A 26,103-nucleotide genomic window follows, 5' to 3' on the forward strand; every position below is an offset into this window, starting at 1 on the left:
TCTTTTGGGCGTGTCCCGCTGAAAAAGCGGGTCGGGCTATCCGCTTCAAGTCCTCGCACTTCCTTCGTCAGGCTGTGGGCTTTCCACTTCTATCCCTCACGCGATTTACGGTAACGAGATCTTTCAATTTCAACACAATCTTGTCATCCTGAGGAACGAAAGATCACAAACTTTGGGTCTTAATTTCTTAGCTTCCACTTCGCTCAGCCTGACAAAAAAATCTAAAATCTAAAATCTAAAATTCTGACGTAAAACAAGAAGCTGGCAAATTCGCTTTATTAAACAAATCTGCCTGCGTTGTATTTCCCCAGGCGAACCTCACTTTTGCTGGATTTACTACTTTTTTACTGGTCAAAATCACTTCATTATTTTTAATCAAAGCTTCAGCCGGATAGAAAACTCCATCGGCTCCAGCCACTTCAAATTGATTTGATTTTTTGTCTTTAAAATACAATCCCTCAGCATAATCAAAAGAAACTACCACTTTATTTTTCTCTACTTTAATTGCTTTAAAAAGTGGTCCGTTAACCAAATTTGAATTTAATCCCGACGCTTCGGGATAGGTTACTGCCAAAGCCAAATTAGCCAGACGAATTCCAACCGATTTTTTATTTTTAGGATGAATATCAATCGTATCCGAAATATCGCTGATAACAACCATTCCCGTTTTTGAAACTTCTTTTAATAATTTTCTTTGAGAATCTCTAACCGTTACATTTGAAAAATTGTTTGTTCCCGTTTTAAAAGGCGCAATTTGAACATAATAAAAAGGGAAATCATCCTTCCATTCTTTTCTCCATGATGTGATTAAAGCACCTAAAGTTTTATCATAAACCAAAGAACCAACATTCGATTCTCCCTGATACCAAAGCGTTCCAGCAATTTTAAATCCAATAATTGGATAAATCATGGCATTGTAAGCACGACCCGGCTGTCTTGGTCCGTATTCTTGTTCGTTTAGTTTTTTAGCATTTTCTAATAAAATAGGATCGTCATTAACAACTTTTTCAGGCATCCAGATTTCGGCTGGAGTGCCACCCCAGTTTGAAGAAATCAATCCGATTGGAACATTTTTTAAATCATCGCGAAGGCGTTTAGCAAAAAAATAACCAACAGCACTGAAATTTTTCATCGATTCGGGAGTAGATTCTGTCCAGTTTCCCAATAAATTATTCTGCGGACTTTCAGCTGTTAATTTCGGAACCGTAAAAAAACGAATATTCGGATTTGCAGCATTTTTTGCTTCCTCTTCTCCATCGTCAATTCCCCAGCTTGCCGACATTTCCATGTTCGATTGTCCAGAACAAAGCCAGACTTCTCCAATTAAAATATTTTTTAAAACCACTTCATTATATCCTTTTATAGAAATGGTAAAAGGTCCGCCCGCTTCTGGTGTTTTAACAGTGATTTCCCATTTCGCCTGATTATTGGCCACGGTTTTATATTCTTGATCGTTCCATCCAGAAACCAATTTAATTTCTTCTTTCGGATTGGCCCAACCCCAAATTTTCACTTCAGAGTTGCGCTGTAAAACCATATTGTCACTAAAAATATTCGGAAGCGAAACGTTTGCCATCATAGTACTGGAAATCAATAGAAAGAAAACAAACTTAAAAATATTATTTTTCATTTAGCAGCTTTTTTAAAAACGGAGCATACTGATCAGCCATAACTTTTTGATCTGCAACGTCTGGATGCCCTAAACAACCTTTTGGAGTCATCGGCTTAAATTTGAAAATCTGAATTGTTTTGTGTGTTTTATCAGTATCAAATGCTGCTTTCACTTTATTTAAACAATCTTCAAAAACAACTCCTCTATCGCCGCCAACCATCGGACTGTTTGTGATCACAATCTGCGCATTCGGATTATGTTCGTACAGCATTTTTATGAAGTTGATGTAATTCGAAATATACTTTTCAGGATTAAAAGGCAGGCGCTCTTTTTTTCCGTCTCCACCAGAAAAATCATTGGTTCCTAAAGCAATACTTATAATGTCGGGCTCAAAAGCAAAATCATATTTTGGTTTTGATTTATCTTTTGTCAAATATAAATTTTGATAAACATCCGGCATTATGGCTTCGTCTTTGTTTTCATCATTCCAGTTACGGTACATTCCTATTCCTGAAACCGAGCTTACTAAATAATTCACATCAATTTCTCTCGAAAGTATAGGTCCATAGGCATAATATCCGTTATGATGATCGTGGTATTCGCCTTTATCGCAATCCACAGAATCACTGGCTGCGCCGCAAGTAATAGAATCGCCAATAAATTCTATTTTCTTTTTCTTCTTGAAAGAAATGGAAGTGAGTTTTGCCGTTGTTCCAGCAAACAAAATATTACCGCTTTGCGCTTCTGTATTTTTGTAAATATCTAAACGATGTTCTTTTTTATTTGAAGTAACTTTTATTGGAAACGATTGTGCAGCTCCTTTTTCTATTTTGATTTTTCCAAGATATTTCCCATCCAAAACTAAAGACACATAATTATGATGTTCATAAGAATCAACGCTTTGAAGTGAAATTGAACATTCATTTCCTGTAAAATTGAAAGATACAGAAGAGGCCGTTCCGATCAAAATGACATTTTCATTTTGAAGTTTATCGATTCGGCCTTGATATAAAAAAGTTTTACTTGAATTCTGAGTTTGTGCAGTCGAAACAATCGAAAGCAGCAAAAACGAAATTAAAAGAGCTATTTTTTTGAGAAACATAATTTATTTGTTAAATATAAATACGATTCACAAATATATTTGAAATGAAGTAGACAGAAAGATACTAAAATATCAAAAAGCAATAAAAAAACACCACATAAACACATCATTCAAAGTCTTACAGATGTTAATTCTTACATTTTATAAAAAATTAATATCTTGAATCTGCAATTTACCACCTATCTTTATCGTTTAAACATTTTCTTACCTGCAAAAAATGAAATCATTCCGCTATACATTACTGCTTTCTGTTGTTTTACTTTTTTCTTTTACTTGTAAAAAAGAAGAAAAACAAAACAAAGTCACAATTAATAAAACTCGCACCGAAATCAGCGCCGAAATTAACCGTGATTCGATTATTGTTTATGCTAAAAAATATTTGGGAACGCCTTACGTCTACGCCAGCAGTAATCCCAAAAAAGGGTTTGACTGTTCTGGTTTTGTGAGTTATGTATACAGTAATTTTGGACTGACTTTACCTAGAAGTTCAAGCGGTTATAAGAATTTAGGAACTGCTCTTAAACCTGAAGATTTTAAAGTGGGAGATATTTTGGTCTTTTACGGTTATAAAGACAGAACGGCTATTGGCCACCTCGGAATTATTTGCGAAGCCAACGGAATGCATTCTAAATTCATTCATGCATCATCTGGAAAAGCGCAGCAAGTTACCATTACAGCGCTTGATACGGAACATTATACCAAACGTTTTTATAAATGTATTGATGTTTTGTCTAAATAGTTTTTTTTTTTTGCCGTTTCCATTAAATTTATTTTCACGCAGTTTTAAAAAGATTTAAGCAGATACACGCAGATTTATTTATTTACAAAGTGTAAAAAATCTAATTAAATCTGCTTTAATCTGCCAAATCTGCGTGAAATTCATTTTCTATTCTTCAGTCAATAATTTGATAAGACTTTCATCTCTTCCGTAAATGTCTTTATAGAAATTTACATTTCCGTCACGGTCTACCCAAGCCGTAAAATAGCCAATATAAACTGGAACTTTTTTCTTCAACGTATACCAGCTTTCTTTGCCCGCATGCATGGCTTTATCGATACGCGCGGGTGTCCAAGATGGATCTGGTTTTAGTAATTCGATCGCTAATTCACGAGGTTTCGCTACACGTACACAACCGTGGCTGAAAGCCCTGCTTTCTCTTTCAAACAAACTTTTTGATGGTGTATCGTGCAAATAAATATTGCTTGAATTTGGGAATAAAAACTTCACTAATCCCAATGAATTATTTTTTCCAGGAAGCTGACGAACCGCGCCGTTATTCCATTCTAGATTTTTCTTTTGCAGATAGTTTTTATCTTTTGCCATTCCAGGTTTTATCTCAGATTTGATAATACTTGGCGGCACATTCCAATACGGACTAAAAACAATATTGTTCATCATCCCGCTGAAAATAACTGTTTTGGTCATTGCTCTTCCCACAACAACTGCCGATGTAAAAGCAATTTTTCCATCTTCAATTAAATACAATTTAAATTCTGGAATATTAACTTCGATGTACTTTTTTCCTTTTTCCAATTCAGGATCGATCCATCTGCAGCGTTCCATATTGGCGATAATTGTTTTTATTCTTTCTGAAACCGGAATATTCAAGTCGGTAATATGTTCTAACAAAATGGTGTTTTTTGGAGCATAACCATGACGTAATTCGTAGTTTTTCATGGCTTTAATTAAAACCGTATCACAAACTGCACTTTTAGTATCTTCCTTTAAATCTTTTGTAACAAAGAGTCTTTCTCTAATTTGAGCGACAACATTTGATGAATCACCAACTTTTAAACTTTTATAATCTTCGCCTGCTTCAATTGTTTTCCAGCCGCCTTTTTTCTCTATTTCTCTATATTCTTTTAAGGCGTCGCGCAATTTATAATACTGGCTGAACATTTTTCTTTTTTTATCATCAAGAATCGTTGACTTTTTAAAAATAGAATCTGAAAGCACTTGGTAATTAAATTTTTTGCGAGGTAAAAGCCATTCTAAGGAAATGCTTGTTTTTTCATCAAAACCTGCATAAACTTTTTCTGCGTAATAGTAATATAAATTAGAAAGCAGTAAATCGGTATCTTCTTTAGAAAGCTTTTTGGCTGGATTATTTTCAAAAACAGCATTCAATTCTTCTTTATATGGATAATTGGCTTTTAAACCTTCCTGCTCTAAATTTTTATATTGGTTGAATAAAGTATTCCCAAATTCTACAACTCCTTTATTGTCCTGCCACAACTGAGTCGACTTATTTTTTTGATATAAAGAAGTAACGTCGTTTTTAAACTTAGAAAGTTTAGGGTAACTTTCATAAAATTTAGAAACACGGGAGCTGTCGATCGTTAATTTTAATTCTGGAATTTTTTCAACTGTTTTTATTGAATTTTCCTCTTTTTTATCGGCTTTAGAATTACACGAAAAAACCGTAAAAAGAACCACTGCAATTATAGGCGAATACCAAATTTTCATACGTAGAATTTTTTATTAAAAGTAGAAAAAATTCTGTTAAATCAAAATCTTCAAAAACAAATCTTATTTCTGTTTTTTTGGTGATTCAAAAGTGATTAACATCAAAAAAAAAGCTCCAAACAATTTCTAGTCTGGAGCTTGCCATATAACCAACCTATTAAAATTCTTAGATAACTGTACCTTTTAAAGTAAGGATTTTTGGTGTTGTTTCTGCACTTGTTGTTACAGTAACTGTTTTTGTAAAAGCACCTTTGTTAGCAGCATTATATGTTGCAGTAACTTTTGCAGATTTCCCTGGCTGAATTGGTTCTTTTGTATAATCTGTTGCAGTACAACCGCAAGATCCTTGCACGTTTGTAATAACTACAGCAGTTTTTCCTGTATTTTTAAATTCGTAAACGATTGCTTTTGGAGTTCCCTGCGGAATTTGTCCTACATCAATTGTTTCTGCTTTCCAAACAATTGCAGACGCTGCAATTTCTGAAATTTTAGTTTCTGAAACTAAAGATTGTACTGGAGCAATTGCCGAAAAAGACATAAGGCCTAAAGCCAAAGCTAACATCGAAATTTTGATCATTTTCATAACGGATATATTTAAAATGGTTTATAGTTCAATTTTGATATTACAAAGGTATTTCAGACAAAATGAAATGGCTGTTAACCGCTTTCAAATGTTTGTTAATGACTTGTTAATCGCTTATTTTCAGGGTAAAATTGCTTAATATTACACTTTTAAAATTCGTTATTCTTGAAAATTAATAAACTCAACAGCATCATTCTCTTAGGATTGGTAGCCATTATCAGTATTTTGGTGGCGCAATTGTTATGGACAAAAGAGGCTTTTACGATCGAACAAAAAAAACTAAGCCAAAAAGCACACTTTGCTTTATTGGAGGTAGCTAAAAAATTATACGAAGGAACAAATCACGAACTGCCTGTTCAAAATCCAGTTCAGAAAGTATCAGACGATTATTATATCGTTAATATAGATAATGAATTTGAACCCGATATTTTAGAATTTTATCTAAAAACGGAATTCAAAAAAATGAATATTACGACCGATTTCGAATACGCAATGTACAATTGCCAAAGCGACGAAATGATTTATGGTGACTATATTTCGCTCTCTAAAAAAGAGAAATGTAAAAAAAGCGTTTACTTTCCGAAACATAAAAATCTAGTTTATTATTTCGCGGTTCGTTTCCCAAATGAAACTACTTATTTATTTAGTTCCATGCGTTTTTGGTTTATCCTTTCAACCGCATTGATTCTGATTTTGCTGATTTACGTTTATTCTATTTTTAAACTTTTACAGCAAAAAAAATATTCAGAATTACAGCGTGATTTCATTAACAATATGACGCATGAATTCAAAACGCCGTTGGCTTCCATTTTAATTGCTTCTAAATATTTAATTGAGCAAAAACCGATTAAAGAAGATAAAAAACTCTTTACTTATACCGATATTATTATTAATCAAGGAAATAAGTTAAACGGTCATATTGAAAAGATTCTAAACATTGCAAAGTCAGATTATACTCCGTTAGAGCTTAAAAAGGAAAGTATTGTAATTGTTCCGATAATTGAAGAAGCTATTTCAAATATCAAATTAAAATATCCCGAAGCCGTTTTTACAATTGAAACTTTATCTAATGATTATTTAGTAGAAACCGATGCTTTCCATTTTGCCAATCTAGTTTATAATTTATTGGATAATGCTGTAAAATATTGTAATGAAAAACCAGATATCAAGATTAAAATTTCGGAAGAAAAAAATTGTTTAAAACTTGAGTTTATTGATAATGGAATTGGGATTACTCCTAAAAAAATATCTTTTATCTTTGATAAGTTTTACAGAGTTCAAAATGAAAAAAGCAACGAAGTAAACGGTTTTGGTCTCGGTTTATATTATGTAAAGGAAATCTGCTCACTGCAGAACTGGAAAATAAAAGCCGAAAATAATGTTGAAAAAGGCATAACAATAACCTTATCAATTCCTTTAAAAAAATGAAAACTTTTAAAATATTATATGCCGAAGATGACGAAACTCTTGCGTTTCTAACCAAAGACAATTTGGAACAGAATAACTATGAAGTAATTCACTGTTCTGACGGGAAATCGGCGTTAGAAATTTTTGAAGAAGAAGATTTCGATATCTGCATTTTTGATATTATGATGCCAAAGATGGATGGTTTTGATTTGGCTGCAGCTGTGAGAAAAATCGATCTTGATATTCCTATTATTTTTCTTTCGGCCAAAACTTTAAAAGAAGACAGAATTAAAGGGCTTCGTTTAGGAGCTGATGATTATTTGGTAAAACCTTTTAGCATAGAAGAATTACTTTTGAAAATTGAAATTTTCTTAAAACGTTCGCAGAAAAATATTCCAGCGTTAAAAACGATTTACGAAGTTGGAAAATACCAATTTGACACCAAAAATTTTATTCTTTTTAATGATGAAGAAAAGGTTGGACTTACGCAGCGCGAAGCCGAATTATTAAAACTTTTTCTAGATCATAAAAATTCGGTTTTAAAGCGCGAACAAATTTTAACTTCTTTGTGGGGAACAGACGACTATTTTATGGGAAGAAGTCTGGATGTTTTTATTTCACGCCTCCGCAAAATATTGGCAAATGAAGAGGGAATTTCGATAGAAAACCTCCACGGAATTGGTTTTAGATTTTCTATTGGATAGAATAAAAATTCTGCTAAAAATAAAGAAAAATCTGTAAATAGAATTTCAAAAAACTTTGTATTTTTAATATCTAAATTTCCTCGATATGAAATTACATCATTTGCGAAATGCCACTTTGGTGATTGAAACAGAAAAGCATGTTATTTTAGTGGATCCAATGTTAGGCAAAAGAAAAACGATTCCGCCTTTTACCATTTTCAGATATAAGCCAAAACGAAATCCGCTGGTAGCGCTGCCAAAAAACAGCCGTGAAATATTAAGCCGTGTCACGCATTGTTTAATTACACATTTGCATCCAGATCATATCGATAAAGCTGGCGAGGTATTTTTGCGCCGAAAAAGTGTTCCTGTAATCTGCAGTGCAAAAGACGAAAAAGCACTTCTTCAGAGAGGACTCAGCGTTATTCAAACTTTAGAATATTGGGAACCTCAAAAATTTTTAGATGGAAAAATAACTGGAATTCCTGCCATTCATGGTTATGGTTTTATCGCCAAACTGATGGGAAATGTAATGGGTTTTCATATTGAACTGGAAGATCAAAAATCAATTTATATTAGCTCCGATACTGTTTTTACAGAACATGTCGAAAAAGTTTTAACGCAATTCAAACCCGATATTTCGATTGTTGCTTGTGGTACTGCAAGATTAGATTTTGGTCAGCCGTTATTAATGCGAATGGATGACATTTTAAAATTTACGACACTTGCACCTGGAAAAGTTTTTGCCAATCATCTAGAAGCCTTAAACCATTGTCCAACGACCAGATTACAACTAAAAAATGAGCTTTCAGATCACGGTCTTTTGAGTAAAACCGTTGTGCCAAATGACGGAGAATGTATTGAATACTAATTCTAAAGTAATTTTTTGAAAACAAGAATCATTTAGATTCTATTTTGTTTCCAGTTCTTCTAGAAATATTATATTTGGCTCGCTAACCAAATCAAAATAAATGGAGGATTTTTTAAAAAAGATACATTTAGTTCAGGACATCTCTATACAATTACCCGTTTCAAAAATAGATTTCATTCAAAAATTCAGAAATAACGTTGATGAATCTGATTTAAGTTTTGTTCCATTTGAAGTGTTTGAATCAAGCAAAAATGAATATAAAGGCAACATCCTTAATAATAGTTTCGAATTTAAAAAAAGGAGGAAATTCTTTAACAATAATTATTCGTTTGCAAAAGTAACTGGCACATTCAAAGAAGATCATAATCTATTAATTGTAAATGCCGAAATTAATGGCTTTAAGAAGAGAATGCTTTTATTTTTAGGAATAATGATTCTGTTTTATTTGATCTCGATTTTCAGTTCTATTTTCCTACCTGGTGAAAATCCCCCTTCTATTTTTTTTCCCTTTCTTTTATTTCACATGTCTTTAATGATCGGAATTCCTTATTTCGTAATCAGGCGAAGTGTTAAAAGAATGGTTTACGATGTAGAAAGAGACTTACATTACTGGGTAACAAAAAATTAATTATCCTACTTGTTTAAAGTACCAATAACCCAAATTCACGCAAAGTGTTTATCGGTTTAGAATACCAGAACAATTCGAAATCTTCTAGCGAACTTTCAAAGTCATTTTTTACTTCTTGAAAAGTGTAATTTTTAGCGTTTGAAATTGAGATTTTAAACAAAATTGAAAGCAGCCACTCGCCTTCTTCTTTACTGGTTTGAATATCAAAACTTTGTTTTTTATCATGAAAAGTTAAAGCCATCATTTCCCAGCTTCTTCCTTTTTTAGATTTTGTAAAGTTTTCTGCAAATGGTTTTCCGCCAAGCCAGACTACTTTAGCATTTGGCTTTGTATTGAAATCGTTTTGCTCTTCTAAGGCATTGAAAATAAAATCGGGATGAATTTTGGTTTTCGGAATTTTAAAATCGAACCAATCTTGCAATTCATAATCAAAACAGATTCCGTGCATGAAATTAAAAAGTGATTTTTTTAGTCCAAAACTAAATTTATCATGATTAATTCCTGTTGAATCGCTGTATTCAATATCGTTATTGGCAAAAGTCCCAATTGCTTCTGTTTTTTTGGTCACGCCAAATTTCTCTGGATACAGCCCTACCGGACTATGTGCCGTAAGTGCAAATTGATGCCAAAATCCAGATTGCAAAACCCCAGCTTCAAATAATTGCCGAACCATCTCAAGACTATCAATAGTTTCCTGAATAGTCTGCGTTGGATATCCGTACATTAAATAGGCATGAACCATAATTCCTGCTTCGGTAAAATTTCGGGTCACTTTTGCTACTTGTTCCACCGTAACGCCTTTATCAATTAGTTTTAGCAATCGGTCTGAAGCTACTTCTAGACCACCAGAAACGGCAATACATCCAGAAGCTTTTAGCAATAAACACAAATCTTTGGAAAAGCTTTTTTCAAATCGAATGTTTGTCCACCACGTGACAGCTAGTTTTCGTTTTAAAATTTCAAGCGCTAAAGCACGCATCAATGCCGGCGGTGCAGCTTCATCAACAAAATGGAATCCGTTTTGTCCAGTCTGCTCAATCAATTCTTCCATCCGATCACAAAGCAGACTTGCGGCAACGGGCTCGTAAACTTTTATATAATCTAAAGAAATATCACAAAAAGTACATTTTCCCCAATAACATCCATGCGCCATTGTGAGTTTGTTCCAGCGTCCGTCACTCCACATTCTGTGCATCGGATTTACAATTTCGATTACCGAAATATATTTATCCAAAGGCAGATCTGAATAATCTGGAGTTCCGACGTATGCTTGTTTATAATCGTGTTTTAAAGAATTATTTTTGTAGACAACTTCTCCATTTTCTAATAAAAAAGTTCGCTTATATCGCTTCTCGTCCCTCGTCTCCGCTCGGGATGACAAATTATCAACAAGTTCTTCAATTGGAACTTCGCCGTCATCTAAAGTGATAAAATCGAAAAACTCAAAAACACGTTTATCCGAAATAGAACGCAATTCGGTATTTGGAAAACCGCCTCCCATTGAAACTTTTATTTCAGGATGATTTTGTTTTACCCATTGCGCACATCGAAAGGCACTGTATAAATTCCCTGGAAAGGGAACAGAAATTAAAAAGAAAGTGGGTTTTACAGTTTCAATTTTCGCTTTTAAAAGTGAAATTAAAATCGAATCAATATAAGTTGGCTCTTGCTGAAGCGCTTCATATAATTCATCAAAAGAATTGGCGCTTCTTCCCAAACGTTCGGCATATCGGCTGAAGCCAAAATTTTCATCAACACATTCTACAATAAAATCGGATATATCTTCAAGATACAAAGTTGCTAAATGTTTTGCTTTATCCTGCGTTCCCATTGTTCCAAAAGCCCAGTCGAGTTCTTCCAATTGTGCAAAACGGGAAGCTTCGGGCAGAAAATCCTCCTGACAAATCTGTAATGCCAATGTTGGATTTTTTCCCTGCAAAAACTGAATTACAGAATCGATCGTTTTTATATATTCGTCTTGTAAAGCAAAAATTCGTTTTGAATTATCAGATATATCATTTCCAACAACTTGAAACTTTGAACTTGAAACTTGAAACAAGCTAATAAGACCTTTCTTCGAAAACAATTCTAAAATTACATCAATACCCAAATCTGCCTGAACCGATTCGATATTTTTAGTATTTAGGAAACCTTTTATATACGCCGTTGCTGGATACGGAGTATTCAGTTGCGTAAATGGCGGGGTAATTACAAAAAGTTTCGTTTTCAAAAGGGAATTGTTTTTTTTTGCAAAAATACGTGTTATTATGGACTTTTCATGAAAAGATTCCTGATACTAATTTTAGTTTCTTTTTGTAGATATTTAATTACATTTGTCTCATCCGAAAATTAACCTATGAAACATAAATTACTTATTTTATTTTTATTTTTTTCACTTTTTTGCTATTCCCAGGAAAACTGTAACAATGGAATTGATGATGATGGTGACGGTAAAATAGACCTAAATGATGAAGATTGCGCTTGTAATATTCTTACAAAAAAATCTTTACTTCAAAACCATTCTTTTGAAGAAAAAACAAATTGCCCTCAAGGTTACGATGACATTCTAACAACCACTTATTGGACAAAAGGCACAACCCCCTCCCCAGATTATTTAAACAAAGACTGTTATCTTTTTAATACTATTTACAATAAAAATCTTCAAAATTTCCCCGATGGTAAAGGAATTGTAAGAGCCGTATACAAAAACAATAAAAAAGAATATATCGCTGCAAAATTATCAAGCCCGTTAAATAGTGGAATAAAATATCAGTTAACACTGAATATTGCTACATTGATGAGTATCGAAACAAATAACTTAAGTAAACGTTTTGATTTTAATTTCTTAGAGCCTACTTACATAACACTTTACGGAAGTAACAATAAAGACAATTTACCGTTATATACCACTTCAGATCCAAATTCATTTGACCCATCTTGGATTGAAATTGGAAAAGTTTTATATCAACCGCAGACTAATTGGGGAGAAATAACAATTAGTTTTACGACAAATATTGATGTTAACGCAATAATGTTAGGACCAGAAAAAATACTACCTCCTTCATTTAATACTGATTATGAACCTTCTTTCTTATATGATAATTTAAGATTAAATACTGCTGAAAATTTTGGTGTTACTATTGTTCAAAGTGGCAATTTCTGCAATAATGATTTAACGTTGACTGCTAACCTGACTAAAAATGTGCATTTAGCAACAACTTTTCAATGGTATAAAAATGGAATAGCGGTAAATGGCGCAACTAATAAAACGTATTATATTCCTTCAGTTAAAACAAATTTAGGAGAATATTCTGTAAAAGTTACATCTGATAATGATTGTTTCATAAGTTCAAGATTAACTATAAACAATTCGATTCCTAATCCTTCTTTAACAGTAGTTCAGCCTACGTGTCAAGATATAAACGGTTATATAAAAGTTAACGACCCAGGTATAGAATATAGTTTTGATAAAGGTTTGGCCTTCCTTTCGGATGACAACTATGTTACAAAAGATTTGGTATGGCAAACAGATGCAACCTTTGCCACAAAAGAATATGGCAAATATTATGTTCAGATAAGAACCGCTTCTGGCTGTATTTCTACACCTACGATTGTAACAATTAATCCCCCAATATTATTAGACCGCCCAGCAGTTTCAATTATTCAACCAACTTGCAGTTCTGGCGGAACTATTACTATAACAACTCCGGGATCACAATTTAGTTTTGATAATGGTTTAACTTGGGAAAACAGTGCTGCCAAAACAAATTTACCAATTGGAAATTATTTACTTAAAATAAAAAATAGTAGCGGATGCGAATCCTATTCTCAAAGCGTCTTGCTTTTTCCGTCATATATTAATTCGCCAGACTATACCTTAATTCAACCTAACTGTAATCAAGGAGGCAGTATTACTATTACTACACCTGCTTCCGAATATAGTTTTGATAATGGAGAAACATGGACTACAAATTCAACTGCAACTAATTTACCTTCGGGTTATTATAATGTTAGAATTAAAGATAAATTTGGATGCGAATCGAAACCTTATTTTAATCAAATTTACTTTAATCCATTTTCTAAATCATATCCAGAAATTAAAGTTACTCAACCGAATACTTGCAGCAATACTGGACGTATAACTTTTTTAAAGTCTTCGCCTAAATATAGTATTGACAACGGATTAACATGGCAGGAAACACCTACTTTTAATAATTTAAAACCTGGCAATTATGTACTAAAAACAAAAAATGAACTAGGTTGTGAATCCGAAGTTTATCCAGTTAAAATAAATTTTTATTTATCTAAGCCAACTTATACCGCAATAAATCCTGCATGTACAACAAAAGGAAGTATTACTATTACAAGCCCAGCATCCGAATATAGTTTTGATAATGGAGAAACATGGACAACAAATCCAACGGCAGCTAATTTATCTTCGGGTTATTATAATATTAAAATTAAAAATGAATTAGGCTGTGAATCCGATGTTGTATATGTCAATTTACCTGCTTTTTATCTTGATGTGCCTACCTATAAGATAATAAATCCTAATTGTGAAACGGAATCAAAATGGAGTATTTCAATTACAACCCCTGCTGCATTTTATAGTTTTGACGGGGGAGCAACATGGGGTACAAGCCCAAATATTTCTAATTTAGATTATGGAAGTTATTTCTTGAAAATAAAAAATTCTTTAGGCTGTGAATCCAATTATGCATTTGCCAATATAAGTAATGCTTATTACTTAGCACCTCCCGAATTTTTAGTTACAAAACCTACCTGTACCACTCCTGCACGTGTTACCATAACTACTCCTGCTGCATTTTATAGTTTTGATGATGGAGCAACATGGAGTACGGATCCAAATCTTACTAAATATCCTAATGGTGGTGTAAGTGGCTTTCTTAGGATTAAAAACAAAGCAGGCTGTATAAGTGAAAATAATTGGTTTGGTCTTAACCTCAATTTCCTTGATGCTCCTACTTATACAATGGTGCAGCCAATGACTTGTGACAGTAATGCTGCCGGAAGTATTACCATTACTACATCTGCTGCTTTTTATAGTTTCAATGGTGGTTTAAGTTGGAGTACCAACCCTACAGCTTCAAATCTTCCTGTAGGATTTAAATATCAATTAAAAATTAAAAATAAAGATGGGTGTGAGTCTGGAAACCTTGTAGTTGAATTCACTCCTGTTAAAATAAAAGAACCCGAATACAAAGTTATTTATCCTAGCTGTGGCAAAGGAGGTTCGATTACGATTACAACACCAGCACCCTTTTACAGTTTTGATGGTGGTGAGACATGGGGCACAAGTCCAACCGCTGCAAATTTACCGATTGGTTTTTATTACCCTAAAATAAAAAATGAATCTGGATGTATCTCAGAAACACGTTATTCTGTGAATTTCAATGAAGAATATTTATCTAATTTTGATATAAAATTAACACAGCCAACTTGTGAATCAAAGAATAAAGGGAGTATTACAATAGACCCCCTATTTGATCAATATAGCTTTGATGATGGTAGAACCTGGAGTCAATACAACACAGCCACAAATCTATCTCCTGGTACTTATTCCATAATAGTAAAAAATAATTTAGGTTGCGAGTCCTGGTGGAGAGTTGTCACGCTTTATCATTTTTATTTACCTAAACCAAATTACACTACAACCGCTCCTGTATGTGGGACTGGGGGAAGTATTACAATTACTACTCCAGCTGCATTATATAGTTTTGACAACGGAGAAAATTGGACAACTAACCCAACGGCTGCAAATTTAGATGAAGGATATTACACAATAATTATAAAAAATGAATTAGACTGCCAATCCTACCCAATCTCTGTTTACATACCTAAATTTTACCTTGAAGAACCTTTATTTACAGTTACTCAACCTAATTGTAAAATTTTAGGAAGTATAAATTTTACAACTTCTGCTTCAGAATACAGCATTGATAATGGAAATAACTGGGTTTCAGATCCTATAATTTCAAATGTGAAAGAAGGAAGTTATTATTTAAAAATAAAAAATTCATATGGATGTGAATCTAATTCCAAATACATTTTCCTTTCTGATTTAAACCCCGCAGCTGAAAAACCAAATATTACAGTCCAACAACCAAGCAGCTGCACTTCCTCAGTAGGATTTATTACAGTATTAACAAATGCTTACCAATATAGTTTCGATGATGGAGTTACATGGTCTACCAATCCTCAGGCTCGCAAAACAACTCCTGGAGATTATTTGGTTCGAATTAGAAATAGTGCAACAGGCTGTCCGTCACCTTCTACAAAAGCGACAGTTAATCCTCCTTTAGACGCTATTAAAGTTCCTACTTACAATATTTCTCAACCTGTCAGCTGCACTAATCCTTTTGGAACTATTAAAATCACAACTTTAGCTTCAAAATATAGTTTTGATAATGGTTTAAGCTGGAAAACAGATTCAGATTCTGGTAATTTAGCTGTTGGAAATTATAAAATTAAAATTCAAAATGTAGCGGGATGCGAATCTGAAGCCGTTTCTGTACAAATAAATGCACCTGCAGATTCTCCAACTATTCCAACATTCAGCATAATTGAACCAAACTGTAACAATAATAAAGGAAAAATAACAATTTCATCTATTGCAGCAGAATACAGTTTTGATAATGGTGAAACCTGGAGTGTTAATTCAGCATCTCAATTTCTAAATCCTGGGCAATATTATCTAAAAACAAAAAATTTAACTGGATGTGTTTCCCAAGCTATAAAAGCTACTATAACACCTTTTGTTAATTCTGTACCGACTCCCGAAAGTTTAAATTCTCAAATCTTCTGTATTCAGCAAAACGCAACCTTAAATGATATACAAATTACCGGTCAAAATATAAAATGGTACGATGGCGCAACTGCAGAAACACCTTTACCGATCACAACATTACTTCAAGAAAACAAAAGTTATTTTGCTTCACAGACTATAAATGGCTGTGAAAGTGCGAGAGCGGTAGTTACGTCAAGAATTTTAGATACCTCAAAACCAACTGGAAATGCAAATCAATCTTTTTGTACGGGACAAAAAGCAACAATTGCTGCTATTCAGATCACAGGAACTTCCATAAAATGGTATGACTCATTAACTAATGGGTCTTTAGTAATAGAAACAGCAAATCTTGAAGATGGAAAAACTTACTATGCTTCTCAAACTATTAACGGTTGTGAAAGCCAAAGATTTGGAGTTGCAGTTTCAATTGTTAACACTCCTTCTCCACCAACAGGAAGTGGAAATCAAGCTTTTTGTAAAAAAGAAAATGCAACTTTGAATAACATTCAGGTTTCTGGACAAAATATAAAATGGTACGATACCAGTTTTTCTGCTGCTGCGCTGCCAAGTACAGCTTTATTAGAAAACAATAAAACCTATTATGCATCGCAAACTATAGGATGTGAAAGCGACAGGGCTCCGTTTTTAGTTCAAGTTCAAGATGCTGCCTTACCAGTTGGAAACAGCCGTCAGCAATTTTGTATAGATGAAAATGCATTAATTACAGATTTAAACATTACAGGAACAAACATTAAATGGTATGATGCACTAACAAATGGTAATATCTTACCTGAAACAACAGCATTACAAAATGGTATTTATTACGCCACACAAACTTTAAACAATTGCGAAAGCGAAAGATATGCTGTAACCGTAAAAATTCAAGATACTCCAAGTCCAAATGCAAATTCGCCACAGACATTTTGTGTTCAAAAAAATGCCCAAATAAGCAATATTGCTATTAGCGGGCAGAATATAAAATGGTTTGAAAGCATTTCTTCTAATAATACTTTATCTGAATCCACTATTCTTGAAAACGGAATTACTTATTATGCGACACAAACCATAAGTAATTGCGAAAGTGACAGAATACCTATTACGATAAATATTCTTGAAGCAAAAGATAGAGACTGTATTAATTTAGTTGAAGAACTTCCTTTTCCAAAATTCTTTACTCCAAATGGTGATGGTTTTAATGATCTTTGGACAATTGAACCAGAATACCTTGCTCCAAATACAGGAATTAGAATATTTGATCGTTATGGAAAATTCATAAAAGAATTAGCGCCAGGCACTTCTTGGGATGGAAATTATTTAGGCAGCCAAGAACCTGGATCCGATTATTGGTTTATTGTCACCAGATTAAACGGAACAGAATTTAGAGGTCATTTTAGTTTAAAAAGGTAAATAAAAAAAAGTCCGCAAAGTAAAAGTAAACTCTGCGGACTTTGTGTAAATATTAGTGTTTAAAAAAGTCTTTAAAACTTATGTTCTTCTTTACTAATTAACAAAAATGAAATTAAGGAAATTAGTGCCGCAGCGATTAGATAAAAACCAACGTAACTTACACTATAAGTCGAAGCCAGCCAGATTGCTATCATAGGTGCAAACGCAGCTCCCAAGATCCCTGCCATATTAAAGGTTAAAGAAGCACCAGAATAACGAACATTTGTTGGAAATAATTCAGATAGAAAAGTTCCTAAAGGTCCATAAGTGAATCCCATTAAACTCATTCCAATACAGGCAAAAGTTGTCACCAAAACAATGTTTCCTGAACTTAAAAAATAAGAAAAGAAAAATCCGAAAACGGCAATACCTGCTGTAGCTATAATAAGCATTTTACGGCGCCCAATTTTATCTGCGACTACAGCCGAAACTGGGATAAAAGCAGCAAAAAACAGTACCGAAAATAACTGAATCAACAATCCATCTCTTTTTACAATTCCTAAGTCTGAAGTAGCCCAGCTTAATGTAAAAACTGTCATTAAATAAAAAACTAAGAATGTTGTAATTGCGGCAAACGTTCCGAAAATCAGCTGGTTTTTATAAGATCTTACAAGCTCTAAAAATGGAACTTTAACTTCTTCATGTGCATTTCTAGAATTTTCAAAAGAAGGCGTTTCTGTAATTTTTGTTCGAATGTAAAACCCAACTATTACCAAAAGTGAACTGGCAATAAACGGAATTCTCCAGCCATAATCCATAAAATCTTCATTACTCATAGAATCTGTTAAGAACAAAAAAGTACCTCCAGAAAGCAGCAATCCTATTGGCGCGCCTAATTGCGGAAACATTCCGTACCAGGCACGTTTATTTGGTGGTGCATTTTCTATCGCTAATAAAACCGCTCCACCCCATTCGCCTCCTAAACCTACACCCTGTCCAAAACGACAAAGCATTAATAATAAGGGCGCAGCAACACCAATACTGGCATAACTTGGCAAAAATCCTATGGTAACTGTCGAAATACCCATGGTTAGCAAAGCTGCTACCAATGTGAATTTTCGACCAATTTTGTCTCCATAATGTCCAAAAAAGGCAGAACCTAGCGGACGTGATAAAAATGCAATTGAAAAAGTAGCTAACGATTCTAGTGTTGCCATTGTCGCATCTGAACTAGGGAAAAACAGCTGCGGGAAAACCAATACTGCTGCATTGGCATAAATATAAAAATCAAAAAATTCGATTGTCGTGCCAATAAGGCTTCCAAAAAGAACATGTTTTAAGGAGTTCTTTTGATTCGGGTTCGTTTTCATGTAAAATAGATATAACTTTTTTTTTGATTACAAAAATATAGTTTCGTTATTAATAATTCATCTTTAAAAGAATTAGTTTTAGAACAGTTATGGCTTTTTAACAAATTACATGTGATTTATATTTTAAAAAACATTATTTCATCTCATTTTAAAAACCTGATTACTGGAACTTTAAAACAAAAATTAAAAATCAAATCTTAAGCAATCGTTAAAAGCATTTTTAACTGTATATTTTCATTAAATTTACAGCTGTCAAAAATAAATTTAAAATTATGCCTACCGACTGTATCAGCTTTCAATCTTCTGGATATTTTTCTAAATTGATGCAAGATTATTTAGATCAAAAAACAGAATTAAAACCGCTGTACAACCACTTTCCTACAATAGAAAATTTCGAAAAACAAATTGCCGAAAAAGCAGCTAATTTTGATAACAATAACCGAATTGCATTAGTTGAAACTTTAAAAAAACAATATGAAAATATTGAAATTTCTGAGTCAACACAGCATAATATTGCACTTTTAGCATTAGAAAATACGTTTACAATTACAACTGGGCATCAATTAAATTTATTTACTGGTCCGCTGTATTTTTTATATAAAATAATTTCTACGATTAATTTAACTAAGGAATTAAAATCGAAATACCCTTCTTCTAATTTTGTTCCCGTTTACTGGATGGCAACTGAAGATCATGATTTTGAAGAAATTAATTATTTTAATTTTAAAGGAAAAAAAATACGCTGGAATGCCGAAAGCACTGGTCCCGTTGGAAGATTATCTACAAAAGGATTAGAAGATCTATTTGAAATTTATTCTAAAGAATTGGGCGCAAGCACAAACGCGAATACGTTAAAAAAACTTTTTGAAGAGGCCTATTTAAAACATGAAAATCTAGCCGATGCCACACGTTTTTTAGCCAACAGTCTTTTTGCAAATTATGGTTTAGTAATTATCGATGCTGATAATGCCGATTTGAAACGTGCTTTTATTCCATTTGTAAAAGAAGAGCTCGAAAATCAAACTTCATTTAAAGAAGTTCAAAAATCAATTGAAGATCTTGAAGCTTATACTGTTCAGGTAAATCCGCGAGAAATTAATTTGTTTTATATTGAAGATAAACTTCGCGAAAGAATCATTTTTGAGGATAACAAGTATCTTGTAAACAATACCAAAATTTCATTTTCTAGAGAAGAAATTTTAAATTTAGCAGAAAGCAATCCCGAAAAATTCAGTCCGAATGTAATTATGCGTCCGCTGTATCAGGAAATAATTCTTCCTAATCTTTGTTACATTGGCGGAGGCGGGGAAATTGCGTATTGGTTAGAATTAAAAGGATTTTTTGATGCTGTAAATATTACTTTCCCCATATTATTAGTTCGTAATTCGGTTCTTTTAGCTACCGAAAAGCAAGCTAAAAAAGCCGATAATTTAGATTTAAGCTGGAAAGATTTATTTAGTAAATCTGAAACTTTAATCAATACGATTACACACAAACTTTCTCCATTTACAATTGATTTAACAGAGCAGAAAGAAGTGTTGAAAAAACAGTTTGAATATCTTTTTGAATTGGCCGAAAAAACCGACAAATCTTTTTCTGGTGCCGTTAAAGCACAAGAATTGAAACAGAAAAAAGGTTTAGAAAATCTAGAAAAACGTTTATTGAAAGCGCAAAAAAGAAAATTGCAGGATCAATTGCAGCGCGTTACCGATTTGCAATGCGAATTGTTTCCAAATCACAGTCTTCAAGAGCGTCAGAGTAATTTTTCTGAATTTTATCTAGAAAATGGAGAACAATTAATTCCGCTCTTAATTCAAAAATTAAAACCGCTGGAAAATAATTTTAACATCATAATCACCTAAAATAATTATCTTTAAAAAATTTAAGTAATTATTTCGGAACAAATAACCAGCTCATTTCCGAGATTATTGCTTCTCTCAAACCAAATAGAATTATATTTTATAACCTATTAACTAACTAACCAAATGGTAAGAGAACGCCTAATTTCGCTTGATGTCTTTCGCGGACTGACTATTCTATTAATGACTATCGTAAACAATCCGGGAGACTGGGGCAATGTTTATCCGCCGCTTTTACACGCACATTGGAATGGCTGCACACCAACAGATCTTGTATTTCCTTTTTTTGTTTTCATAATGGGAGTTGCGGTACCGCTTGCAATGCCAGACAAAATTTACGACGACAATACGTTTAATAAAATTCTCGTACGTTCGTTAAGAATGTTATGTCTCGGAATATTCTTTAACTTCTTTGGCAAAATTCAATTATTTGGTCTGGAAGGCATTTCGTTACTAATCGCGCGATTAGCCATTACAATTGCTGTTGGCTATGCATTAATGGGAAATTTCAGCACTAAAATAAAAAACATTTTAGCCTTTTCTATATTATTTATTTATCTCATTTTAGCCTACGGCGGTTTTGAAAATTATGCAGATGTGAGACTTCCTGGAGTCCTACAGCGTATTGCAGTAGTTTATTTTGTTGTTTCTCTTTTGTATTTGAAAACAACTAAGAAAACGCAGATTATTACGGGAATCATTTTGCTTTTAGGATATTGGGCAGTTATGACATTGATTCCTGTTCCTGGATTTGGTGAAGCCAATTTAGAACGAGGAACCAATTTAGCCGCCTGGGTAGACAGTGTTCTACTAAAAGGACATATGTACCGTGAAACAAATACTTGGGATCCAGAAGGAATTTTGAGCACGATTCCCTCAATTGTAAATGGAATTATCGGTTTATTAATTGGACAATTACTACTGCAAAATATTTTGAAAACCGAGAAAGCAAAAAAAATGGCAATTGCCGGAATCACTTTAATTATCGGCGGGTTAATTTGGAATTTCGTTTTTCCAATCAATAAATCACTTTGGAGCAGCAGTTATGTTTTATACACAACAGGTTTAGCTGCAACATGCCTTGCCTTACTATATTATATTATCGATATTGCTGAATATAAAAAAGGCTTTAAACTTTTTGTTATTTGGGGAGTAAATCCAATGATCGTTTTCTTTGCTTCTCAGATAATCCCGCAGGCATTGACAATGATTCGATTTCAAAATCCGCACAATCCAGAAGAACAAACCAATCTTTTAGATTATTTATACCATTTTGGAATCGCTCCCTTTTTTAGTAATCCTATGGCAGCTTCCTTGGCAGGTGCTTTAACTTATGTAGCAATTTGGACATTTATTCTTTGGATTTTCTACAGAAACAAACAAATCTTTAAAGTATAAAATTTCAATAAAACTCATTTTAAGACCCACATTTGTGCGTCTTTTAATTTACTTATATTTTGTATTTCACATCTTTCTTAATCAAAACATCGTTCTGCTACGTTTTAATTATGAATTTATTAAAATCAATTCACAAAAAAAGTATACTTTTGCACAAAATTTAATAAAATATAAAATGGCAACAAATAGAACTTTTACAATGATTAAACCAGATGCTGTTGCAAACGGACACATCGGGAATATCTTAGCAATGATTACTAATGGTGGTTTCAAAATCGTTTCATTAAAATTAACTCAATTAACTGTGGCAGATGCAAAAGCATTTTACGCAGTTCACGCAGAAAGACCTTTCTACGGAGAATTAGTTGAATTCATGTCACGTGGACCAATTGTTGCTGCTATTTTAGAAAAAGATAACGCAGTAGAAGATTTCAGAACTTTAATTGGAGCTACAAATCCAGCTGAAGCTGCTGAAGGAACTATTCGTAAAGCATACGCTACTTCTATCGGAGAAAATGCAGTTCACGGATCTGACAGTGACGAAAACGCCGCTATCGAAGGTGCATTCCATTTTGCTGGAAGAGAGCAATTCTAATTTAGACTTCTTAGATTTAACGTAACTTAGATTTCCTAGGATATAAAAAAGAAAACCCGCTTCATTACTGAAGCGGGTTTTTCTTTGCCAGTTAAAAAATTAATTATAGTTTTTCCGTAGTCTTTTTAACCATTTTCTCAATTCTGCTGTCTAAATCTTTTAAAAGCTCATCTAATGCGCTTTCACACATTGGCAATACTTTATCAAAAGACAAAACAGGAATTCCACCTACAATTGTGCCCGTTTTTTTAGAGTTTGCACCTTCATTAAAAGCAAATACTTTTTTTCCGTTTTTATCATATAAAGCAATTCTTGCGTAAGCTCTCATCTTAACAGTACCAGTTCCACCAACAGCAAATCCTTTTACCAACGCAAAGTGAATTTCAGTAAATAAAACGCCGTCAGCATTATCTTTAAACATAGTAGCTGTTGCTACTTCATTTGCAGAACCATTTGTTCCCTCATAAATATATTTATATCCAGGATAATTGATAATATACTTTCCAGCTTCACCTTCTTTGTCAAAATGAGGAACGTAATCGATGTATTCCTGTTTTTGAGTTACTTCATTTTCAGGAATTAAATCAAAAGGAAATTTTTTCGAGTAATCATTAAAAAAAGCAGTATGATATTTCTCCAAAATTGGTAATAAATTAAAGTTCGGATTACTTCCTAAATCTGTTACTGCGGCAAGACCATTTAAGCCAAGCTCAGAAAGATCAATTGTTTTGTCGGTATAAAAGGAAACAACAGCCACCTTCTTCTTTTGTGAGTAACCATTCAAAGTAAATAATACAGTTAAAATAAGTAATGCTTTTTTCATAGATTTTTTTTCGGATTTATTAATTAAGTAAGTATTATTAAAAAAATACTTACGGTTCAAATATATCATAAAAAAAACACTTCTATAATAGAAGTGTAAAATTTATTTTTCGATATAAAACCAACAATTTAGAATCAGCGCAAAACCACTTCTTTCACCACTTCACGTCCAAGTTCTTCATTAATCATTTTAACAATTTTGGACTTTCCGTGGCTTAATTCTTCACGTAGAACTGCAGATCCCAATTCCACATAAAGTGTACTGCCTTTTAAAACAACATTTTTGGTATATGTATTTACACCGCTGCCCATAAGCTGTTTCCAGGCATCACGAACATCGATTTGATCCATTCCAGGCTGTAATTTATTTACCTGAATAATCTGTTGTAAAACAGCACTGATTGTGGATTCGCTATTTAGTCTTTTCGCCATCGTTTAATAAATTAATTGGTCCCGCTTTTTTATAATGATATTCTATTTTTTGTGGATTTTTAACCACTAATTGTTCATCAGAAAGCGAAATAATTTCTTCACTCCATTTTGCATAATCCGTTTTATAATCTAAAAAAACCTGTTCACCAGCAAAACGAACTGAGACTTTTTCAAAAGTATCTGTTGATAAAAATGTACCGTCAAACTGCGGCATCACTTTCGTTCGAACTCCTTTATTATCTTTAATTTGAAAAAAATCAAAAGTTTCATTCATTTTATAGTCTTTCTCTTCTCCTTTGTCAAAAACTACTTTTTCAATTTCCCAATAACCGTTTAATTTAGCAATGTCTGCTGGTTTAACATCTTGCTTGCAGCTAACAAACAAAAGAGACAAAATCAAAATCAAAAAAGTGTTTTTCATAACTATTATAGTATTAATCAGGAGCTGAAACCTGCTGTCCGCTGTATCTTTTCCTTTTTAAAGAAAAAAGAAAAAGGATGCCGCTTCCATCAGGGCTAGGGCTTCAGTTTTCAAAAGAAATTGCAGCGAACTACAAAGATAAACTTATAAATTTCAAAAGAAATCTTTATCACTTAATTTATTTCATTCACATAAAACAAACAAAAAAACTTAAGTAAAATTGTCCTATTTTAACAATAAAAAACCTTTTAAAGGCAAAATAAAAACAAATTTTCTAAGATTTTTATATCGAAAATTACTTTTTGAAAACCATACAGAAAAGATGAAAAATATATTGATATTACTTTTTAGCACAATACTGCTATATTCTAAATGCAGCACACCACAATCAAATGCAAAACTAAATAAAAGTCAAATTACTTTAATTAAAAACGATAGTATTAAAATAAAGACTGATTCTTCACTAAGCGACATTAAAGAAATCTCACCAATAAATATCATAAAAGCAAAGTTGCTTGAAAATGAGTATTCACATCATAAAGACATTCAAATAACTTTCAAAAACTCAGGCAAAAAAAGCATAAAAGCAATTAAATTTGAGTGGTTCTGCATCAATTCATTTGACAAGCCAGCAAACGGGAAATATTTTTACGGGGAAGGAAGATTTACTGAAAATTTCACATCACTTATACACCCCAATCATACAAAAACAAAAATTTGGGAAGACTTCTCTACAGATGCCTATAAAATAACAAAAATAAGAGTTTATTATATTGTATTTAATGATGGAACAAAATGGGGAAATGATGATCACTAGATCCAAGTAAGAATAAATGTTTTCTCAAAAATTAAATAAATTGCCAGCCTTTTGCTTTTAAAAACGTTTTGCATTTAAAGCAAAAGTCTTTTTCTTCATCAAGTGGGTTTCCTCCCTTAGCGTCACGCATTAAACAAGTTTTAATTTCGCAATGAGGCAAACCCGCTGTGTGACCAAGCTCATGAAGCACTAACTTATAAAACTGATTGTTTTTATTCTCTTGAGACAGTCTAAAATCAGATACCACACAGGCTTTTCCCGGTTTATAACCTAAACCATTACACCCCAATCTTTAATTCCGTTTTTAGTAGTGCTAATATCAAAATTAAACAAACCAACAATTACGGAATCTTTGCCAATGTTATTTTTAAGGCTCTTAATAATATTATCAGCTCGATATCTGTTTCTTGGTTTATAAAATGAATTTTCAGGAAAAGGAATGTTTTTTCTTAGAACTACATTATCACTTATAGCTTTAATTTCTATAAAGACTTCCTCAGCCTGTTCAATTTTAAAATTACCCAAAGGCTGAATTACAATTACTTTTTGAATTGCTATCTGACTTTCATTATTTTTCTTTTTCCCATTTGTGCAAGAAAGCATAATAAAAAGAAAAACAAGAAAATAATATTTCATAATCAAAGAATGTCAAAAAACAATTATTGCTTAGTGCGTAATCGTTTAATAACTCCCATAAAGAATAAAATAACCCCAACAACCAACAAGACATAATAAACAGAAAGATTACTATCTTTCAATACATTTGCTAAAACAAAACATATCACACTTGCAAAATAAAAAGCAACGGCTGATATATTTTTTAAAGATTCAAAACTCATTAT

Annotated in this window: 22 protein-coding genes; 10 read left to right on the plus strand and 12 right to left on the minus strand. The window is 32.8% G+C overall.

Going from position 1 to position 26,103, the window contains the following annotated elements:
* Nucleotides 1–235: 235 nt before the first annotated feature.
* Both BSF42_RS04655 and BSF42_RS04660 read right to left on the minus strand, forming a co-directional pair.
* The gene (locus tag BSF42_RS04655) at nucleotides 236–1,630 is read right to left on the minus strand and encodes a sialate O-acetylesterase (RefSeq protein WP_095951947.1); all 1,395 of its coding nucleotides are present in this window, start codon (nucleotides 1,628–1,630) and stop codon (nucleotides 236–238) included.
* Nucleotides 1,620–2,714 carry an SGNH/GDSL hydrolase family protein gene (locus BSF42_RS04660; RefSeq protein ID WP_095951948.1) on the minus strand — a complete coding sequence of 365 codons (1,095 nt, stop codon included), beginning with the start codon at nucleotides 2,712–2,714 and terminating at the stop codon, nucleotides 1,620–1,622. Before BSF42_RS04660 ends, BSF42_RS04655 begins: the two co-directional genes overlap by 11 nt.
* Nucleotides 2,715–2,931: 217 nt before the next feature.
* On the opposite strand from BSF42_RS04660, the gene BSF42_RS04665 reads away from it, so the two are divergent.
* Nucleotides 2,932–3,453 (plus strand): C40 family peptidase, encoded by a 522-nt coding sequence (locus BSF42_RS04665; RefSeq protein WP_095951949.1) that lies wholly within the window; start codon nucleotides 2,932–2,934, stop codon nucleotides 3,451–3,453.
* A gap of 147 nt (nucleotides 3,454–3,600) precedes the next feature.
* Here the strand turns inward: BSF42_RS04665 and BSF42_RS04670 are convergent, their stop codons facing one another.
* Together BSF42_RS04670 and BSF42_RS04675 are read right to left on the minus strand one after the other, a co-directional pair.
* Nucleotides 3,601–5,181: a murein L,D-transpeptidase gene (locus BSF42_RS04670; RefSeq protein WP_095951950.1), complete on the minus strand. Its 1,581-nt coding sequence runs from the start codon at nucleotides 5,179–5,181 to the stop codon at nucleotides 3,601–3,603.
* A gap of 166 nt (nucleotides 5,182–5,347) precedes the next feature.
* Nucleotides 5,348–5,764: a DUF1573 domain-containing protein gene (locus tag BSF42_RS04675; RefSeq protein WP_095951951.1), complete on the minus strand. Its 417-nt coding sequence runs from the start codon at nucleotides 5,762–5,764 to the stop codon at nucleotides 5,348–5,350.
* 165 nt (nucleotides 5,765–5,929) lie between these two features.
* Between BSF42_RS04675 and BSF42_RS04680 the strand changes: the two genes are divergently transcribed.
* The 4 genes from BSF42_RS04680 (at nucleotide 5,930) to BSF42_RS04695 (ending at nucleotide 9,353) form a co-directional block, all read left to right on the plus strand.
* Nucleotides 5,930–7,192, plus strand: coding sequence for a sensor histidine kinase KdpD (locus BSF42_RS04680; RefSeq protein ID WP_095951952.1), 1,263 nt, complete (start codon nucleotides 5,930–5,932; stop codon nucleotides 7,190–7,192).
* Nucleotides 7,189–7,875 carry a response regulator transcription factor gene (locus BSF42_RS04685; RefSeq protein WP_095951953.1) on the plus strand — a complete coding sequence of 229 codons (687 nt, stop codon included), beginning with the start codon at nucleotides 7,189–7,191 and terminating at the stop codon, nucleotides 7,873–7,875. Before BSF42_RS04680 ends, BSF42_RS04685 begins: the two co-directional genes overlap by 4 nt.
* 85 nt (nucleotides 7,876–7,960) lie before the next feature.
* Nucleotides 7,961–8,725: an MBL fold metallo-hydrolase gene (locus BSF42_RS04690; protein WP_095951954.1), complete on the plus strand. Its 765-nt coding sequence runs from the start codon at nucleotides 7,961–7,963 to the stop codon at nucleotides 8,723–8,725.
* 100 nt (nucleotides 8,726–8,825) lie between these two features.
* Complete coding sequence (locus BSF42_RS04695; RefSeq protein WP_095951955.1) at nucleotides 8,826–9,353, plus strand: hypothetical protein; 528 nt, start codon at nucleotides 8,826–8,828, stop codon at nucleotides 9,351–9,353.
* Between the two features lie 13 nt (nucleotides 9,354–9,366).
* Here BSF42_RS04695 and BSF42_RS04700 read toward each other — a convergent pair whose 3' ends face one another.
* Nucleotides 9,367–11,583, minus strand: coding sequence for a radical SAM protein (locus BSF42_RS04700; protein WP_095951956.1), 2,217 nt, complete (start codon nucleotides 11,581–11,583; stop codon nucleotides 9,367–9,369).
* A gap of 126 nt (nucleotides 11,584–11,709) precedes the next feature.
* Here BSF42_RS04700 and BSF42_RS04705 point away from each other — a divergent pair, with 126 nt between their 5' ends.
* Nucleotides 11,710–17,568, plus strand: coding sequence for a T9SS type B sorting domain-containing protein (locus tag BSF42_RS04705; RefSeq protein ID WP_095951957.1), 5,859 nt, complete (start codon nucleotides 11,710–11,712; stop codon nucleotides 17,566–17,568).
* Nucleotides 17,569–17,639: 71 nt separating this feature from the next.
* On the opposite strand, the gene BSF42_RS04710 is transcribed toward BSF42_RS04705, so the two are convergent.
* Entirely contained in the window at nucleotides 17,640–18,917 is a 1,278-nt protein-coding gene (locus BSF42_RS04710) for an MFS transporter (RefSeq protein ID WP_095951958.1), read from the minus strand.
* Between the two features lie 272 nt (nucleotides 18,918–19,189).
* Here BSF42_RS04710 and bshC point away from each other — a divergent pair, with 272 nt between their 5' ends.
* From bshC to BSF42_RS04725, 3 genes are all read left to right on the plus strand, one after another.
* Nucleotides 19,190–20,779: a bacillithiol biosynthesis cysteine-adding enzyme BshC gene (gene bshC, locus BSF42_RS04715; RefSeq protein WP_095951959.1), complete on the plus strand. Its 1,590-nt coding sequence runs from the start codon at nucleotides 19,190–19,192 to the stop codon at nucleotides 20,777–20,779.
* Between the two features lie 123 nt (nucleotides 20,780–20,902).
* Nucleotides 20,903–22,174, plus strand: coding sequence for an acyltransferase family protein (locus BSF42_RS04720; protein WP_095951960.1), 1,272 nt, complete (start codon nucleotides 20,903–20,905; stop codon nucleotides 22,172–22,174).
* 175 nt (nucleotides 22,175–22,349) lie between these two features.
* Nucleotides 22,350–22,769, plus strand: coding sequence for a nucleoside-diphosphate kinase (locus BSF42_RS04725; RefSeq protein ID WP_031456090.1), 420 nt, complete (start codon nucleotides 22,350–22,352; stop codon nucleotides 22,767–22,769).
* Between the two features lie 103 nt (nucleotides 22,770–22,872).
* On the opposite strand, the gene BSF42_RS04730 is transcribed toward BSF42_RS04725, so the two are convergent.
* From BSF42_RS04730 to BSF42_RS04740, 3 genes are all read right to left on the minus strand, one after another.
* Nucleotides 22,873–23,592, minus strand: coding sequence for a hypothetical protein (locus tag BSF42_RS04730; RefSeq protein WP_141248430.1), 720 nt, complete (start codon nucleotides 23,590–23,592; stop codon nucleotides 22,873–22,875).
* A 134-nt stretch (nucleotides 23,593–23,726) separates the two neighbouring features.
* The gene (locus tag BSF42_RS04735) at nucleotides 23,727–24,023 is read right to left on the minus strand and encodes a DUF721 domain-containing protein (RefSeq protein ID WP_095951962.1); all 297 of its coding nucleotides are present in this window, start codon (nucleotides 24,021–24,023) and stop codon (nucleotides 23,727–23,729) included.
* The gene (locus BSF42_RS04740; protein WP_095951963.1) at nucleotides 24,004–24,444 is read right to left on the minus strand and encodes a lipocalin family protein; all 441 of its coding nucleotides are present in this window, start codon (nucleotides 24,442–24,444) and stop codon (nucleotides 24,004–24,006) included. The genes BSF42_RS04735 and BSF42_RS04740 overlap by 20 nt, the downstream gene beginning before the upstream one ends.
* A 322-nt stretch (nucleotides 24,445–24,766) precedes the next feature.
* Between BSF42_RS04740 and BSF42_RS04745 the strand changes: the two genes are divergently transcribed.
* Nucleotides 24,767–25,261, plus strand: coding sequence for a hypothetical protein (locus BSF42_RS04745; RefSeq protein ID WP_141248431.1), 495 nt, complete (start codon nucleotides 24,767–24,769; stop codon nucleotides 25,259–25,261).
* 31 nt (nucleotides 25,262–25,292) lie between these two features.
* Here BSF42_RS04745 and BSF42_RS22660 read toward each other — a convergent pair whose 3' ends face one another.
* Genes BSF42_RS22660 through BSF42_RS04755 form a run of 3 tightly spaced genes read right to left on the minus strand, consistent with a single transcriptional unit; the run spans nucleotide 25,293 to nucleotide 26,100 of the window.
* Complete coding sequence (locus BSF42_RS22660; protein ID WP_253250979.1) at nucleotides 25,293–25,550, minus strand: hypothetical protein; 258 nt, start codon at nucleotides 25,548–25,550, stop codon at nucleotides 25,293–25,295.
* Nucleotides 25,532–25,897 carry a hypothetical protein gene (locus tag BSF42_RS22665; RefSeq protein WP_253250980.1) on the minus strand — a complete coding sequence of 122 codons (366 nt, stop codon included), beginning with the start codon at nucleotides 25,895–25,897 and terminating at the stop codon, nucleotides 25,532–25,534. Before BSF42_RS22665 ends, BSF42_RS22660 begins: the two co-directional genes overlap by 19 nt.
* Before the next feature lie 23 nt (nucleotides 25,898–25,920).
* Nucleotides 25,921–26,100: a hypothetical protein gene (locus BSF42_RS04755; RefSeq protein ID WP_095951965.1), complete on the minus strand. Its 180-nt coding sequence runs from the start codon at nucleotides 26,098–26,100 to the stop codon at nucleotides 25,921–25,923.
* Nucleotides 26,101–26,103: the final 3 nt, after the last annotated feature.

The sequence above is a fragment of the Flavobacterium sp. ACN6 genome (assembly GCF_002304005.1).
Lineage (GTDB): Bacteria > Bacteroidota > Bacteroidia > Flavobacteriales > Flavobacteriaceae > Flavobacterium.